The sequence below is a fragment of the Shewanella sp. NIFS-20-20 genome (assembly GCF_019209865.1).
GTDB lineage: Bacteria > Pseudomonadota > Gammaproteobacteria > Enterobacterales > Shewanellaceae > Shewanella.
In genome coordinates, this window is the sequence record NZ_JAHUTT010000021.1 from 17,420 (window position 1) to 33,474 (window position 16,055).

Below are 16,055 nucleotides of genomic sequence, written 5' to 3' on the forward strand. Positions count from 1 at the left end.
TCCCTCTCGCTATGACTGCGCGGAGAGTTTAGTGCTACCAGAATGATATATTCAGCAAATCACTAAACCCCGCCACCACAGCGGGGTTTTTTTTTAAGCGAATGGGTTGCCGACAACGAGCCATACATGCAGCTAGATGGAGAACGTTATGTCTGACAAGGTCATCATTTTCGATACCACACTAAGGGATGGGGAGCAGGCACTTGCCTCCAGTTTATCTGTTAATGAGAAACTGCAGATTGCGCTGGCACTCGAACGCCTCGGTGTTGATGTGATGGAAGTCGGCTTCCCGGTATCGTCACCGGGTGATTTTCATTCAGTGCAAACCATTGCGCGGCAAATTCGTCATAGCCGAGTGTGTGCCTTAGCACGAGCGCTGGAAAAAGACATTGATGCCGCCGCCGGCGCCTTGAGTGTCGCGGAGCAGTTTCGCATTCACACCTTTATTTCGACCTCCACTATTCATGTTGAGAGTAAATTGAAGCGCTCGTTTGATGATGTGCTCGCCATGGCAGTCCATGCGGTCAAGCACGCGCGGCGCTTTACCGATGATGTGGAGTTTTCATGTGAAGATGCGGGCCGTACCCCGATTGATAACTTATGCCGCATGGTGGAGGAGGCCATCAAGGCAGGAGCCACCACAGTCAATATTCCCGACACTGTCGGTTACACGGTGCCGTCGGAGTTTTCAGGCATTATTCACACCTTATTTAATCGGGTGCCTAATATCGATCAAGCCGTCATCTCGGTGCATTGCCATGATGATTTAGGCTTATCGGTGGCCAATTCAATTGCCGCCGTGCAGCACGGAGCGCGTCAAATTGAGTGTACGGTCAATGGCATCGGTGAGCGGGCAGGCAATTGCTCATTGGAAGAAATCGCGATGATATTGGCCACCCGCCAAGATTTGCTCGGTGTCAGCACCAATATTAAGGCTAAAGAAATTCATCGCACGTCACAGCTCGTCAGCCAGCTGTGCAATATGCCAGTGCAAGCCAATAAGGCGATTGTGGGGGGCAATGCCTTTACCCACTCGTCGGGCATCCATCAAGATGGCATGTTAAAAGCGCAAAACACCTACGAAATCATGACCCCAGAAAGCATCGGCCTGAGTCGCAATAACCTCAATATGACCTCGCGTTCTGGCCGGCATGTGATTAAACATCGAATGGCTGAAATGGGTTACCAAGAGAGCGACTTTAATCTCGATACCTTGTATGACGACTTCGTCAAACTGGCAGATAAAAAAGGCCAAGTATTTGATTATGACTTAGAAGCCTTAGTCTTTATCGGCGCGAGAAAACACAGCGATGATCACTTTAGTTTATCGCAGCTCCAAGTCAATTCAGACTCTAAAACCGGCACTGCGGTGGCGACGGTGAGCTTAAATTGTGGTGACACTGTGGTGCAAACCTGCGCCGAAGGTATTGGACCTGTGGATGCGGCTTATAAGGCCATCGCTGAGGCGAGTGGCCGCCATATTGAGTTAAATAATTACAAACTCAGCGCCAAGGGTGAAGGTCAAAATGCCTTGGGGCAGGTCGACATTAGTGCACGTTACCAAGCGCAGAATTTTCATGGGGTCGGGTTGGCGACCGATGTGGTCGAAGCCTCGGCGCAGGCACTTATCCATGTGATGAACTTAATTTGGCGTGCCGATATGGTCGCTAGCCAGAAGCAACGGATCCAAGAAAACAGGGAGATGGGGACAGTATGAGTTATCAAATAGCGGTATTGGCTGGCGATGGGATCGGCCCCGAAGTGATGGCAGAAGCCCGTAAAGTTTTGGCGGTGGTCGAGCAAAAGTTCGCCCTCGACATTGAATACAGTGCCTACGATGTTGGCGGTATTGCCATTGATAAGCATGGCACGCCGTTGCCAGCGGAAACCTTAGCCGGTTGTGCGGCCAGCGATGCCATATTATTTGGCTCGGTCGGTGGCCCTAAATGGGAAGGACTCCCGCCGGAGCAGCAACCCGAGCGAGGCGCACTGCTACCGCTTCGGGCTCATTTTGAACTGTTTTGTAATTTACGCCCAGCCAAGTTGCATCAAGGCTTGGAAGCCTTGTCACCGCTGCGCAGTGACATTGCTGAACGTGGCTTTGATGTGGTGTGTGTGCGCGAGCTGACCGGAGGGATTTACTTTGGCAAGCCCAAAGGGCGTCAAGGTGAGGGCGAGGCAGAAGAGGCCTTCGATACCATGCGTTATAGCCGCCGCGAAATTCGCCGCATCGCCACCATTGCTTTTGATACCGCCCGCCAGCGTCGCAACAAGGTGACCTCGGTTGATAAAGCCAATGTCTTAGCCTGCTCTGTACTGTGGCGTGAGGTCGTCGAAGAGGTGGCACAAGAGTATTGTGACGTGGAGCTCGAACACATCTATATCGACAATGCCACCATGCAATTACTGCGGCGCCCCCATGAATTTGATGTGATGCTGTGCTCCAATTTATTCGGCGACATTATTTCTGATGAAATCGCCATGTTAACCGGCTCGATGGGCCTGTTATCGTCCGCCTCGATGAATGGTTCTGGTTTTGGTTTGTATGAGCCCGCCGGAGGCAGCGCCCCCGATATCGCCGGACTCGGCATTGCCAATCCCATCGCACAAATCTTATCGGCGGCCTTATTGTTGCGCCATAGCTTACAGCAAGATGCCGCGGCTGCCGCGATTGAGCGCGCGGTGGCTAAGGCCTTGATCGATGGGGTCGTGACCAAAGAACTAGCCCAAGGCAGTGCCAGTTATAGTACGGCACAAGTCGGTGATTATATTGCCCAAGCAATCAAGGAGGAGGCGTAATGGCACAAACGTTATATCACAAGGTATGGCAGCAACATGTGGTGGCAGAACCTGAGGGTGAGGCGCCTATTTTGTACGTCGATAGACACTTAGTGCATGAGGTGACATCACCGCAAGCCTTTGCCGGTCTCGTTGCCGCGGGGCGAAGCGTGCGTGCGCCCCAAAAAACCTTTGCCACCATGGATCATAATACCTCGACGCGCAGTGCCAGCCTAGATGCGCTCAGTACTGAGGCACGCATTCAGGTGGATACCTTAGCTAGTAATTGCCGTGACTTTGGTATCCGGCTGTATGACATCCACCATCCTAATCAAGGGATTGTTCATGTTATGGGCCCAGAGCTTGGCATGACCTTACCCGGGAGTGTGATTGTCTGTGGTGATTCCCATACCGCCACCCATGGGGCCTTTGGGGCGTTAGCGTTTGGCATAGGCACCAGCGAGGTTGAGCATGTATTGGCGACCCAAACTTTGCGTCAGCAAGCCGCCAAAACCATGAAAATTGAAATCAATGGCCAATTGGCGCCAGGCATTACCGCGAAAGACTTGGTGTTGGCCATCATAGGTAAAGTCGGCCACGCCGGCGGCACTGGCTATGTGGTCGAGTTTTGCGGTGAAGCGATTCGGTCCTTGTCGATGGAAGGGCGGATGACCGTATGTAACATGGCCATTGAGATGGGCGCGAAAGCCGGCATGATAGCCCCTGATGCGACGACTTTTGCCTATTTAGAGGGCCGTGAGTTTGCCCCGAAAGGTGATGCATGGACGCAAGCACTTGGCGCATGGTCACAGTTACAGTCAGATCATGACGCCGTATTTGATGCCGTGGTGACTTTGGATGCTGCCGAGATAGCCCCGCAGCTCACTTGGGGCACAAACCCAGGTCAAGTGGTTGCCATCGATGGTTGCGTGCCCGATCCCGCCCTCGAAGCCGATCCCGCTAAGCGCGCGACCCTGCAAAAGGCACTGGACTATATTGGTTTAGCGCCGGGGACAGCCATGACGGATATCTCAATCAATAAAGTATTTATTGGCTCTTGCACTAACTCGCGGATTGAAGATTTACGCGCGGCCGCTATCGAAGCTAAAGGCAAGCGTGTCGCCTTTGGGGTGACGGCCATCGTGGTGCCGGGCTCGGGTCAAGTCAAGCAGCAGGCCGAGGCTGAAGGCTTGGACAGGATTTTTAAAGATGCTGGTTTTGAGTGGCGCCTCCCCGGTTGCTCCATGTGTTTGGCCATGAATGATGACAAATTAGAGGCCGGTGATCGCTGCGCTTCTACCAGTAATCGTAATTTTGAAGGACGCCAAGGCCGGGGCAGTCGTACCCATTTAGTCAGTCCTGCCATGGCAGCGGCAGCGGCAGTGGCTGGCCATTTTATTGATATTCGTACCACGGCCAAGGAGCTATAATATGCAAGCATTTACCCAAGAAGTGGGATTAGCTGTGGTGTTAGATAATGCCAATATCGACACGGACCAAATCATCCCCAAGCAGTTTTTATCCAAAGTGACCCGTGAAGGTTTTGGGGTGCATTTATTTCATGATTGGCGCTATCTCGATGACGCGGGGTTGGAACCGAATCCTGAGTTCGCCCTCAACCAAGACAGGTATAAAGGCGCCAGCATACTGATTGCGGGCGAGAATTTTGGTTGTGGATCGAGTCGTGAACATGCGCCATGGGCCTTGGCGGACTTTGGTTTGCGCGCCATCATTGCACCATCATTTGCGGATATTTTCTATGGCAATGCGCTCAATATCGGCTTGCTGCCAGTCGTCTTAGCCAGCGAAGATATCGCTAAGCTGGTGGCTGACGTGGATGCGGTGGCGGGCACGTTAGTCAGTATCGATCTGGCCGCGCAAACGGTGACATCGCCGACCGGTAAGGTATTTTTATTTGATATTGATGCTCCAGCAAAGCAGCGTTTACTCAAAGGGCTCGATGCTATCGGCTTGACCTTAGAACATCAGCAAGCCATCAGCCATTTCGAAGCGCAAATCCCCGCGCATTACCGCTAATTTCAGCACACACGTGTACCTTGGTGTACTAATAACGCCCACTAACTTAGATATCACTAAAGTAGTGGGCGTTATTCCTTACTGCGCCATCGCATTTAACTTATTGTATTTAATCGATTATATTTTGGTGTGTTCCGAGTTTAATTATCATTATTTGGTGTGACTAGTGAAATATGCTATTTGAACGATGGAATTTCAATAAACAAGCGTGTCACGATAGTTTTTGTAAATATCTGCTTATTATCAATATCTTGCTTAATTTTACTTGATTGGGCGATAGGCGTGTCAGCGAATTAATTTTTGGTTTTGTGCGCTATTTTTGGCGAGCTTCGGTGATGTGGGTCACTCATTTTGCTGTGATGGCCAATTGCGCCAGATAATCATGCTGTTTTATGGCGAATGCTTGCAAAGATATGCTGCGCGGGTACACTGCCGCTCAAGAAATTGAGTTAATACTCTATTTTATTCAGCAAGCAAGCAGAGAAAAATAATGAAAAAACAGATTCATTCTTTGGCCGTGACGTCGTTGGCGGTCAGTTCAGCATTACTGGGTATGACTGCAACCGTACAGGCTGCCGGTTTTCAATTGGCAGAAACCTCGGCCACAGGTTTGGGTCGTGCGTTTGCTGGTGAAGCGGCGATGGCCGACAACGCGGCGACTCAGTTCCGTAATCCGGCCATGATGACCTATCTTAACGGCACGCAAATGACCGCCGGTGCCATTTTGGTTATGCCAAATATCGATGTCGAAGGTTATTCGGTCCTTGTAGATATGAGTGGCCAACCCATTGCGCCTCCGGTAGCCACTACCGCGAAAGATATCGCGGGCGATGCGGTGATCCCTAATTTCTTTATGACCCATCAGCTTAATGACCAATGGTTTGTCGGCTTAGCCTTAGGCACCAACTTTGGCATGGCAACCGAGTTCGATGATGAGTTCCTTGGCACTCAGTTTGGTAACGAAGCGTCGATCACCGCCATCGAAATTAATCCCAACGTTGCCTATCGTGTGAATGACAATTTCAGTGTGGGTGCTGGGGTGCGCATGATCTTAGGTGAGGGCAGCATTGGCGCTAAAAGCAGTGCCGATATCGACTTACCGATTGGTGCCGTGATCCCAGGTACGCCTGGCACGATTCCTGTTGCGAAAGGTACTACCCTTAAGTATATGAAGGGTGATGATATTTCTTGGGGTTGGCAGTTAGGTGCCGCATGGCAATTGGATGCGAATAACCGCATTGGGGTGAACTACCGTTCGGCCGTAGATCAGACCTTAGAAGGCGAAGCCCATGGGTTCGCGTTTAATCCACTGGATCCTTCGATGAAGCTCGATGGTTCAATGGACTTGAGCCTGCCGGCGACGGCCGAAATTGCCTCGTTCCATCAGGTCACGCCACAACTGGCCTTGCATGCCAGTGTCAACTGGACGGGTTGGAGCTCGTTTGACAAGTTAGAAGCCTACATTCCGTCGCTGCGAGAGCCAACCCAATTGGTTAAGCAAGAAAACTGGGAAGACAGCTATCGTTTTGCCTTGGGCGCTACCTATCATTTAGATGCAAAATCGACCTTGCGTGCCGGTGTCGCTTACGACATGTCAGCCGTGTCGGATGCTAACCGCACCATCACCATTCCGGAGATGGATCGCGTTTGGTTGAGTGCCGGTTATGGTTATCAGTTCAGCGAGCAGTTTGATATGGACTTTGGTGTCACTTATATCATTGCCGACGAATCGCCAGTGGTTGAACCGCGTCCTGGAATCGCTTCGGATAATTCTGCCGCATTATTTGGTGGAGCCTTCATGGGTAACACCAGTGGCAATATCATCTTGGTCGGCGTACAGGCCAGCTACAAGTTCTAACGGGTGCCTTCTTAGTAAACACCCGTGGCACCGTCATTTAGGTCGGCGTACAGGCTAGTTATAAGTGCTAACTGGTATAGACAAGTAAAAAGGGTGCCTTGTGGCACCCTTTCTTTTTTGGTTCGACTCGCTTAGCTGATGTAGCTTTGGCCGGCATATACCACAAAATGTCGCAGTGCTAACACGCCAATAATGGTGCAGCTAGAGACCGCAATTAAAAATCCCTTGCTGTGTTTCCATGACTTGGGGGCCAAGGTCGAGGCGAGCACTGGCACGGCTAAGCCCAGCCCAACTACGCCAATCCAGAACACACTGGCCCAAGCGCCGGTGGTAATGGCCGCTGTCGCCGCCTGAGCTGCTGGGCCCGAGAAGTTAAGCCCCACAAACAGTAACACCAGACACAGGGCTTCGTTAAAGGCCACTGGGTATTCAATCCGGTGAACTTGCTCAATACAATCCGACTCTTTCTTGCTGAAGAATAAGGTTGCCACCAAAATATTACCGGCACTGCCTACCGATAATGCCGACGCTAAAAATAACGCAGGCAGCACCGCAGTGTTGAGGATCGGGTAGCTGATCAGTGCCGATAACAAGAAACCGGTATAAACACCAACCCCCAATGCCAACGCGAAAATCAGTTTATTAATGCTGCCTTCCACTTGGCGACACGCCTTAAGCAGGCCGCCGAGCCAAGGTGCCAAGCGCAGTACTTGTTGTTCAAATACCAAGGCGGCAAACACAAAGACCAAGGGAATGTATAACAGCAGGGCGATCACCCCCCACGCCATCACCGAGGTGAGGTTGTAATTGAGCAAGATATGGTAGAACTCAAACGGCTTGGTTAAGTCGAGTACTAATAGCATCATGCCCAGGCAAATTGCGACCGGGCCTATCACGGCCGCCGCTTTGATCACTGGTAAACCTTCGCAGGGTTGACCATGATTTTGTTTGTACCACTTTAAGCCGATTGCAACCAGCATTGAGCCAGCGGATAAGCCTGCCATAAACAGGTACACGGCGATGATCCAGTTCCAGACGACGGGATCGTATTGCTCCATCGAGCCCCAGATATTGTTCATGCTTGGATCCCTCCTTTACGACCGGGAATACGGTATAAACGTGGCTGCGTGCCCAGATTAACCTTTTGCTGATAGCTGGTTTTAGTGTCGAGCACATGACGTACTTCACTGTCAGGGTCGTTAGCATCGCCAAACACTAAGGCTTGAGTTGGGCAGACACTCACGCACGCGGGCTGTTCACCTCGCGCCAACCGGGTGTCTTTGCAATAGTTACACTTATCGGGTACCCGGGTTTCGGGGTTAATAAAGCGCACCTTGTATGGGCAAGCGGCAACACAATACAGGCAACCGACGCACTTGCCTTCGTTAATGGAGACAATGCCATTGTCATCGACATAGGCGGCCCCAGTTGGACACACCTTAACGCATGGGGCATTTTCGCATTGCTCGCAAGAGACGCGGTTGTACTTAAAATGCAGGTGCGGGTAGTTACCGTAAGGACCTTCGATCCGCACCTGTAGCCGAGTCACTGACTCTGGCACACTATTTTCACTGCGACAGGCAACATTACATGCCTGACAGCCAATGCACTTGTTTTCATCGTGCACGAGAACATAACGCTTGGTCATATTGAACTCCGATTAAATCTTGGCGATCTTCACCCCAGTGGTATGCAGGTTCATGCCTGTGACTGGTGAGGTGATATGAGGTAGTAAGTTGCCGCAATGGACACCTTTGCCGGTGGCTCGCGCCAGTTCTTTGTTCTTTGAGCCAAAGCCCATATAGGCAAATACTGTGTCTGGGCGGATCCCTGGGGTGACTAAGGCATGGCCTTCTTCACTGCCGGTATCGTTATAGAGGCGGACCTTGTCGCCACTGCGGATATTGAGTAAACCGGCGGTGAGCGGGTGGATCCATATGCCATTGTCAGACATCAAGTTGGCCAGCATGGGAACATTTTGGGTGCCGGCGTTGGTATGCACTGCCACCTTGCCTTGAATAAAGAACAATTCGTCGGCCTTTTTCATGGTGACTTCACGGTAGCGGATCACCCCGCGTCCCGGTGCCATGGCTTCCACTTTGTCTGAGCTCAGTTCAATTTTGCCACTTGGGGTCTTAAACTTGAGGCTGCTGGCATAGGTGCCATCTTCATCGGGTGTCTTAGCATTGGCATAGCTGGCAACGAATTGTTGCACCATGGCACGCTCACGCAGCATCAAAGGTTTGCCGAAGCTTACAAAGCCATCTTGTTTAATCTTATTGAGTAGGGCGATATCACTGCCGACTTGGAACATCTGCAAGGTGTCCATATTTTCCCATGGGAAATATTGACCTAGGCCTAAGCTGGCACCGACTTCCTTCCATATTTGCCAACTAGGGCGAGTGTCACCGATGGGCTCGACGACCTGTTGACGAACATAATAGGCGGGAGTTTTGCCCGACTTGTCGGCGATTTCTTCATCGCGCTCAAGGTAGGTCGACTCTGGCAGGAAAATATCGGCATAAGCGGCACTTTCGCTAATGTAGATGTCGCAACACACCACGAAGTCTAACTTTTTCAGGGTGTCCACAATGCGGGCACGATCTGTCATGGTTTGCATCGGGTTGGTGCGGCACATCACCCAAGCCTGTAATTGGTAGGGGGTGGCCGTTAAGGTCGCATCCAAAATGGTTTGATAAATACCGCCCGATGACCACATCAAGGCATATTGCTCATCCACCATGTCGATGCGTTTGGCTGTCGGCTTCGGCATATCTTTGACCCCAGGCTTAGCCAGAACGGGGGCGACAGTTTCGCCAGCAAACTTGTTATAGCTGGCCGCTTTATTGCCAAAATACAGACCGCCTTTGCGCTCGATATTACCGATCAAGACGTTGGCGGCATACAAGGCGCGACGCATTTCAAATTCTTCGGTGGTAAAGCTGGAGCGATGACCAAAGTCAACACAGGCATGTGGCGCTGCGGCGGCATATTCGTGAGTGATACGGCGAATATCTTCGGCGGGCACATCGGAAATCGACTCGGCCCACTCTGGGGTATAGGCTTTAACTTCGTTAGCAAATTGCTCAAAGCCACTGACGTATTGAGCGACAAAAGCCTTGTCGTAGAGGTTATCTTCGATCAGCACATGACACATGGCTAAGGCGACGGCGACATCGGTTCCAGGCTTAATCGCATACCATTCATCGGCTTTGTCAGCGACAATCGAGAAGCGAGGTTCAAACACCACCAATTTGGCGCCCTTTTCCATTTGGGCATGCATCATGCCGCGGGTTTCGGACATATTGATGCCTTCGTACAGGTTATGGCCGAAGTTAATGATGTATTTTGAGTTGGCTAAATCCCGCTTGATTTTGCCACCAAACATGGCTTTGGCGGCAATGACATAACCGGCAGGACAAGTGGAAGCATGGGTAAAGGTATTGGGCGTGCCAAAGGCTTGGGCTAAATGAAATAAGTGGTTCGACAGCGAGCCTGATTTAGACGAAAACGCCACGGCTTCAGGGCCGTGCTGCTGTTTAATTCGATTGAGATTGTCAGCAATGATGCGATAAGCCTCATCCCATTCGATTTCTTGCCATTGGCCTTCACCGCGCTCGCCTACGCGCTTGAGTGGTTTAACGATACGTTGCTTATCATAGAGTTGGCTGTGACCCGCGCCACCACGTGCACAAACTGCACCGCCAAAGGCTTTGGCTTTTTCATTGCCTAAAATGGACACGTTCTTACCATTGACGATACGCGCCGAAATCGGGCATCGGGTCGAGCACATTTCACAGATACTGGCGACACTGGTCGCCGAGCCGTTGAGTTCTGTGGGTTCTAGCGCCGCCAATGACCCTGGCAGTATGGTGGCTAAGGCACAACTGGCGGTGCCTGCGCCGGCACCTTTAATAAAGGTTCGCCGATCAAGTTTCATTATGATTATCCCCATGTGTGCTTGCTAAGGGTGAGTCGTTAGACTCAGTGGTTTAGTCGCAGTGTGCCGAGACGAATGGGGGTTCGCTATTGTGGTAAACCACATGTCGTAGGATGGCATGCAGTGAATGTGAAGTGCTTCAAAGTTTGATTTTTGACCAGCATGGCAGCGCGAGCGTGTCTATTGTGGTAAACCACATCCGCTCAATTTTTGCGAGATAAAGGCTGCTGGCGCCATTTTAGCGCGGATTGCAGGGGTTAATTGCCACTAAGGCAGCGGCTCACAAGGTACCACAGTAGGCTAATGACGACCCCAGCTATCAAGGTGATAGTGATAAACCAGCTCGCCCATAGCGTGAACAGCGCCAGCCCATTAATGCTGCCTTCACAGTGGAATTCACATTGAGGATTGTGTTGCCAAGCGGCGTAACACATGCCCAGCCCCACTAAGAGCCCTAGGGGGGCGCTGATGGAAAATCCTGCGAGGATGGCTTTCATAGGGCGTTCTTCGGCGGGGTCATCTATTGGTATAAACTATTGGGATGGTCAGATTCAACTGACAGCGTGTTCGCTCCCGCGCCGTTTGAGGCGAATTTCGGCAATACAGCCTTGCGCCGGTGGCGGGCGGTTGGTCAGGAATAATAAGCCATGGTGTTGCTTGATTACGTCATTGCAAATGGCAAGACCGAGCCCTAAACCTTGTTCTTTGGTGGTATAGAAAGTGGCAATCAGCTCATCACTGGGCACACTGAGGCCGGTGCCATTATCGATAAACTGCACATTGACTTGTGACGGTTGGAAATCAAACACCACCATGATCTCGGCGTGCTCGTTGCTGAGCTGTTCAGCAATGGCATCTAGGCTGTTTTTAATCAGATTGACGATCACTTGCTGGATGCCGACCTTATCGGCGCTGACAAAGTAAGGCTCGCCTTTTACCTGCGTACTCACTTGCACTTGGTGACGTGCTAACTCGAGTTTAAGTAGGGCAATGCTTTCATCGACTAAGGTTAATAAATTTACGTCTTGCATTACCGCCTGACGGCGCTTTAGCAAACCGCGAATGCGGTGCACGACGTCACCTGCGCGCATCGATTGCTGGTGGATCTTGTGCAATAAGGCAATGCAGGTATCCGCATCGCTGGCCCCTTGCCGTTGGAGGCGCATAATGCCACCTTCGCTGTAACTGGTTATCGCAGCTATGGGTTGATTTATTTCATGGGCCAGACCGGCGCCAATTTCGCCAATAATTGCCGCACTTTGTAAGCGTTCAAGCGCAATTGCTTTTTGCTTGAGTTGCCGCTCTGATTGCAATAATGCCTCGCTCTTTTGCCTGAACTTGTATTCAATCCACAAATGATAAATGGTGGCGATAAGGAAGATAAATACCGCCAAAATCCCCCAGTGGCGGTTATTATCGAACCAATGCTTCAGTGCTTGCCAACTGCCGACACTCTGCTCTGGCGGCTGGAGATCGTTAAATAACTTGATGACCTCAAGTTGGCTGATAGGTGAGGTCCAGCCTTTGAGGTTGGCGGCTATTGCCGCGGGATGGTTTTCTGGCAGTTGCATTAACGCTTGGGTAATGTCTTTGGTCAGCGCCACATCGACCCGCTCGCTAGCGGCAAATGACCAGTTAGGGTAGAGATTAGTCGAACATTGGCAATCAAAACCGTTGGGGCGGCTAGGGTTAAGGATTCGATAGTCGTTGGCATTGATGAGGCCGCGTTGACTCATTTCTTCAATGGTACACAAGGGAGTGATGGCGGCATCGACATTGGCATCTCGCACTTGGTACACCAAGGCATCCAGTGGGAAACCTAAAAATTTCACTTGAGCAAAAAAGTGGTCAGGATCCATGCCCAACTTGTGCATCAATCCAACGGTCGCTTGATAACCACCGAGGGCGTGGCGTCCACTGGCGGCGATCACTTTATCGCTAAGATCATACAAGGTACGATAATCACTGTCGGCCCGAACCACGATAGCCGAGCCGATGGCCGAGGTGGTGCCATTATGCTGGCGTGAGCGCATGGTGGCTAACCATGACAGAGGGTATTGTTGCGACAGAAATAAATATTGGCCGGGATTGGTCACGATAAACTGAATTTCGCCCTGATGCAGTGCTAAATTTAGTTCTTCAAATGAGCCCGGGTGAACCTGAAAACTGGTGTGTTCCACCTGACTTTCCAAATAGCGCATCATAGGTTGCCAACGATCAACCGCGGCTTGGTAGCCCCAGTTGGCAAGGACACCGACCCGCAAGCTGGTCTTCGGGCTGTGCTTGGCCTGTTCGAGATTATTGGCAAACGCCGACTTGCCACAGAGTAACCCCATGAGTACCAAGAGCATCAATAGGGGTAATGTCACCGACAAAGCCCTGATGAAGTTGCTGATCGTTAGCCGCTGAGTTAGCAAGTAAAGACTCGAGTAAGGGAATTTTGCTAACCATAAGCTAAGGCGGCAGATCTCCTATGTGGTCAATATCAAAGTTTCGACTATTGGAATCGCTTAATGGTTAAAACTGCGATATCACTCTCTTATCTGGTGAGTATGACTGCTGTTATCGACAGTAGTTGGCGATGCCGTATAGGGGAAGACAATGAGCGAGACTGCGACAGTTGAACTTGGAGGCGAATGGGCCTCGCAGGCGATAAATGGCCCGGTGTATTTAGTCGACGACGATGCGGCGATAGCCGATTCTCTGTCGTATTTATTGGAGGGCTTTGGTTATCAAGTTCGCTGGTTTGACAGTGGCGATAGCTTCTTAGCCGCGGTGGATTTACGGCATGCTGGCTGCGTGATCCTAGACTCGCGGATGCCGGGGCTCAGTGGCCAGCAATTACAGCAGTGCCTCAATCAGGCCTCGAGTCCATTAGCCGTGATATTTTTAACTGGGCATGGCGATGTGCCGATGGCGGTGGATGCCTTTAAAAATGGGGCCTTTGATTTCTTTCAAAAACCGGTGGCAGGACAAGTGTTGGCTGACGCGCTCGCGAATGGTTTGGATCTCAGTTGGCGCCAGCAAGGCAAGCGTTACCATCAGCAACGCATTGCGACGTTGACCGAGCGTGAGAAAGAAATTTTTCAGCTGGTGGTCAATGGCTACACCAATAAACAAATGGCTGAAACCTTGTTTGTGGCGGTGAGAACCATCGAAGTACATCGCGCGCGGGTCATGAAAAAGCTTGAAGCAAACAATATGGCCGAACTCGTCAAATTAGCGCCATTATTGCTTGAATCAACTGACTTAGCGCCGCTAGGCCGATAACAGATAGTCAATTTGAGTGGGTGAAATCTGTTTAGGGCTATGATTAAATTAGCTCAGACCTACCATAGCGGGATGCAAGTGTGACCAAGAAATATATTCTGGCATTAGATCAAGGGACAACCAGTTCCCGTGCCATCGTCTTTGATCATGACGCAAATCTGGTGGCGGTGTCACAGCGTGAGTTTAGCCAAATTTATCCTCAGCCAAGCTGGGTTGAACATGATCCAATGGAGATCTGGTCATCACAAAGTTCGGTGTTGATTGAAGTGTTAGCGCGGGCGGGTATTCGCAGCCGTGAAGTGGCGGCCATTGGCATCACCAATCAGCGCGAAACCACGGTGGTGTGGAATAAGCATACTGGCAAACCCATTTATAACGCCATTGTGTGGCAGTGTCGGCGCAGCAGTGAGATTTGTGAACAACTGCAGGCCGAGGGCCATCAAGATTTGATCCGTGAACGAACCGGGCTGGTGCTCGATCCGTATTTTTCTGCTACTAAAATCAAATGGATTTTAGATAATGTCGCCGGCGCTCGGGCGCAAGCTGAGCAGGGGGAGTTACTGTTTGGCACCATAGATACTTGGTTGCTATGGAAACTCACCGAGGGGGCGGTGCACGCCACTGACCCAACCAACGCCTCACGCACCATGTTGTATAACATTCACCAGCAAGATTGGGATCCCGAGCTGTTGGCGATGTTTGGCATTCCCGCCAGCATGCTGCCAAAGGTGCAGGCCTCATCATCGATTTTTGGTTCGACGCGTATTGGTGGCCAAGGCGTAGAGATTGCCATTGCCGGTGTGGCTGGCGATCAGCAGTCGGCCTTATTTGGACAATTGTGTGTTGAAAAAGGCATGGCCAAAAATACCTATGGGACCGGTTGCTTTTTGTTAATGAATACCGGCCTTGAAGCGGTGCGTTCGCATCATGGCTTGCTAACCACGATTGCCATAGGCGCCAACGGTGAAGTCAATTACGCCCTCGAAGGCTCAGTGTTTATGGGTGGGGCGACCATTCAATGGTTGCGTGACGAGTTGGGGTTGATCCGCGATGCTCAAGATACCGAGTATTTCGCTTCCAAAGTTGCCAACACCAATGGCGTCTATTTAGTGCCGGCGTTTGTCGGTTTGGGTGCCCCTTATTGGCGCCCCGATGCCCGCGGTGCTTTAGTGGGATTAACCCGTGGCGCGAATCGTAATCATATTATTCGGGCCGCGCTGGAATCCATTGCCTATCAGAGCCGAGACTTACTCGACGCCATGATTAAAGACAGTGGCTTACCCCTGAAACAATTGCGGGTGGATGGCGGCGCTGTTGCCAATGATTTTTTAATGCAATTTCAAGCCGATATTACCAATACCCAAGTCATCAGACCCAAGCAAACCGAAACCACGGCGATGGGCGCTGCATTTTTAGCGGGGTTAGCGGTCGGGTTTTGGCAATCGAGCAGTGAATTGGATCATAAGGCCACTGTCGATAAATGTTTTGAACCTGAAATTGACGATGTCAGTCGCCAGGGGCTATATCAAGGATGGCAGCAAGCGGTTAGACAAACCCTCAGCTAAATTTCAATATCGATATGACCGCCTTGGCGCGCTGCTGGGGGGGGGTGATCCCGTTCAGGCTCCCCTTCAGTTTGGCGCCGATGTTGATGACGCCGGTCTTGCTTGCGCCGCTCTTTAGGCTCATTGCTTAAGCCGTTAGGTGAGTCGGCCAAGGTCTCTTGGTGATCATCGGCGGCACTGGGCGCGACCTGACTGACTCGTTCAATCTTGGGCTTGGGTTTAATGGCTGCGGTTACTGGCCGAGCGAGCATGGCATACAGGCTATCGAGTCCCATCATTGCCTCCAAAGGATAAGCGTGTCTATTTATCGACCGTAATGATTAAATCTTAACCTTTTTTGTGATCTGTGGCGTGATGCTTTTGGCTGATTTCCGTTAAACTGCGCCACTTTTATGATGGGTATCGGTACGGGGTCGCCACTTAAGCGATTCTTTTCAGTCATATTTAGTGGCAGAGCGTGCTCCCACCCCCACTATCTTCCACTTTCATGTCTTTCTCGGTTATGCCAAAAACACAGTGCTAACCCGCTTGGTGACTGGCTTTAAACCCCGACGGTATCCTTGACAAGCCTTGCCTTCTGTCCCTAAACTTAAGTGTTGTGGGAATT

General features: G+C 51.1%; 13 protein-coding genes. 7 read left to right on the forward strand and 6 right to left on the reverse strand.

All coding sequences use genetic code 11. The annotated features are described in order from the left end of the window. Window positions 1-148 precede the first annotated feature (148 nt). From leuA to KU855_RS08685, 5 genes are all read left to right on the forward strand, one after another. Entirely contained in the window at window positions 149-1,717 is a 1,569-nt protein-coding gene (leuA, locus tag KU855_RS08665) for a 2-isopropylmalate synthase (RefSeq protein WP_218529897.1), read from the forward strand. Next, entirely contained in the window at window positions 1,714-2,799 is a 1,086-nt protein-coding gene (gene leuB, locus KU855_RS08670; protein WP_218529898.1) for a 3-isopropylmalate dehydrogenase, read from the forward strand. The genes leuA and leuB overlap by 4 nt, the downstream gene beginning before the upstream one ends. Beyond that, complete coding sequence (leuC, locus tag KU855_RS08675; RefSeq protein ID WP_218529899.1) at window positions 2,799-4,208, forward strand: 3-isopropylmalate dehydratase large subunit; 1,410 nt, start codon at window positions 2,799-2,801, stop codon at window positions 4,206-4,208. Before leuB ends, leuC begins: the two co-directional genes overlap by 1 nt. Before the next feature lies 1 nt (window position 4,209). Then, window positions 4,210-4,815, forward strand: a complete 606-nt coding sequence (gene leuD, locus KU855_RS08680) for a 3-isopropylmalate dehydratase small subunit (RefSeq protein ID WP_218529900.1) — start codon at window positions 4,210-4,212, stop codon at window positions 4,813-4,815. A gap of 490 nt (window positions 4,816-5,305) precedes the next feature. Next, complete coding sequence (locus KU855_RS08685; RefSeq protein ID WP_218529901.1) at window positions 5,306-6,673, forward strand: outer membrane protein transport protein; 1,368 nt, start codon at window positions 5,306-5,308, stop codon at window positions 6,671-6,673. Between the two features lie 131 nt (window positions 6,674-6,804). Here KU855_RS08685 and nrfD read toward each other — a convergent pair whose 3' ends face one another. The 5 genes from nrfD to KU855_RS08710 all read right to left on the reverse strand — a co-directional run bounded on the left by nrfD (window position 6,805) and on the right by KU855_RS08710 (window position 12,964). Next, window positions 6,805-7,752, reverse strand: a complete 948-nt coding sequence (nrfD, locus tag KU855_RS08690; protein ID WP_218529902.1) for an NrfD/PsrC family molybdoenzyme membrane anchor subunit — start codon at window positions 7,750-7,752, stop codon at window positions 6,805-6,807. Beyond that, window positions 7,749-8,321 (reverse strand): 4Fe-4S dicluster domain-containing protein, encoded by a 573-nt coding sequence (locus tag KU855_RS08695; protein ID WP_218529903.1) that lies wholly within the window; start codon window positions 8,319-8,321, stop codon window positions 7,749-7,751. Before KU855_RS08695 ends, nrfD begins: the two co-directional genes overlap by 4 nt. A 12-nt stretch (window positions 8,322-8,333) precedes the next feature. After that, window positions 8,334-10,613: a thiosulfate reductase PhsA gene (gene phsA, locus KU855_RS08700; RefSeq protein ID WP_371316338.1), complete on the reverse strand. Its 2,280-nt coding sequence runs from the start codon at window positions 10,611-10,613 to the stop codon at window positions 8,334-8,336. Between the two features lie 257 nt (window positions 10,614-10,870). Then, window positions 10,871-11,110, reverse strand: a complete 240-nt coding sequence (locus KU855_RS08705; RefSeq protein ID WP_218529905.1) for a hypothetical protein — start codon at window positions 11,108-11,110, stop codon at window positions 10,871-10,873. 54 nt (window positions 11,111-11,164) lie between these two features. Then, window positions 11,165-12,964, reverse strand: coding sequence for a PhnD/SsuA/transferrin family substrate-binding protein (locus tag KU855_RS08710; RefSeq protein ID WP_256260942.1), 1,800 nt, complete (start codon window positions 12,962-12,964; stop codon window positions 11,165-11,167). 250 nt (window positions 12,965-13,214) lie between these two features. Here KU855_RS08710 and KU855_RS08715 point away from each other — a divergent pair, with 250 nt between their 5' ends. Further along, complete coding sequence (locus tag KU855_RS08715) at window positions 13,215-13,883, forward strand: response regulator transcription factor (protein ID WP_218529906.1); 669 nt, start codon at window positions 13,215-13,217, stop codon at window positions 13,881-13,883. A gap of 80 nt (window positions 13,884-13,963) precedes the next feature. Beyond that, window positions 13,964-15,448 carry a glycerol kinase GlpK gene (gene glpK / locus KU855_RS08720; RefSeq protein WP_218529907.1) on the forward strand — a complete coding sequence of 495 codons (1,485 nt, stop codon included), beginning with the start codon at window positions 13,964-13,966 and terminating at the stop codon, window positions 15,446-15,448. On the opposite strand, the gene KU855_RS08725 is transcribed toward glpK, so the two are convergent. Next, a complete protein-coding gene (locus KU855_RS08725; RefSeq protein WP_218529908.1) occupies window positions 15,445-15,726 on the reverse strand; it encodes a hypothetical protein in 282 nt (93 codons plus the stop codon). The two genes, glpK and KU855_RS08725, sit on opposite strands and share 4 nt — an antisense overlap. Window positions 15,727-16,055 lie beyond the last annotated feature (329 nt).

Excerpts from the sequence above, each read along its gene's own strand:
- leuA (WP_218529897.1), top strand. The coding sequence starts at position 149 with ATGTCTGACAAGGTCATCATTTTCGATACCACACTAAGGGATGGGGAG.
- leuB (WP_218529898.1), top strand. The coding sequence starts at position 1,714 with ATGAGTTATCAAATAGCGGTATTGGCTGGCGATGGGATCGGCCCCGAA.
- leuC (WP_218529899.1), top strand. The coding sequence starts at position 2,799 with ATGGCACAAACGTTATATCACAAGGTATGGCAGCAACATGTGGTGGCA.
- leuD (WP_218529900.1), top strand. The coding sequence starts at position 4,210 with ATGCAAGCATTTACCCAAGAAGTGGGATTAGCTGTGGTGTTAGATAAT.
- KU855_RS08685 (WP_218529901.1), top strand. The coding sequence starts at position 5,306 with ATGAAAAAACAGATTCATTCTTTGGCCGTGACGTCGTTGGCGGTCAGT.
- nrfD (WP_218529902.1), bottom strand. The coding sequence starts at position 7,752 with ATGAACAATATCTGGGGCTCGATGGAGCAATACGATCCCGTCGTCTGG.
- KU855_RS08695 (WP_218529903.1), bottom strand. The coding sequence starts at position 8,321 with ATGACCAAGCGTTATGTTCTCGTGCACGATGAAAACAAGTGCATTGGC.
- phsA (WP_371316338.1), bottom strand. The coding sequence starts at position 10,613 with ATGAAACTTGATCGGCGAACCTTTATTAAAGGTGCCGGCGCAGGCACC.
- KU855_RS08705 (WP_218529905.1), bottom strand. The coding sequence starts at position 11,110 with ATGAAAGCCATCCTCGCAGGATTTTCCATCAGCGCCCCCCTAGGGCTC.
- KU855_RS08710 (WP_256260942.1), bottom strand. The coding sequence starts at position 12,964 with ATGCTCTTGGTACTCATGGGGTTACTCTGTGGCAAGTCGGCGTTTGCC.
- KU855_RS08715 (WP_218529906.1), top strand. The coding sequence starts at position 13,215 with ATGAGCGAGACTGCGACAGTTGAACTTGGAGGCGAATGGGCCTCGCAG.
- KU855_RS08725 (WP_218529908.1), bottom strand. The coding sequence starts at position 15,726 with ATGATGGGACTCGATAGCCTGTATGCCATGCTCGCTCGGCCAGTAACC.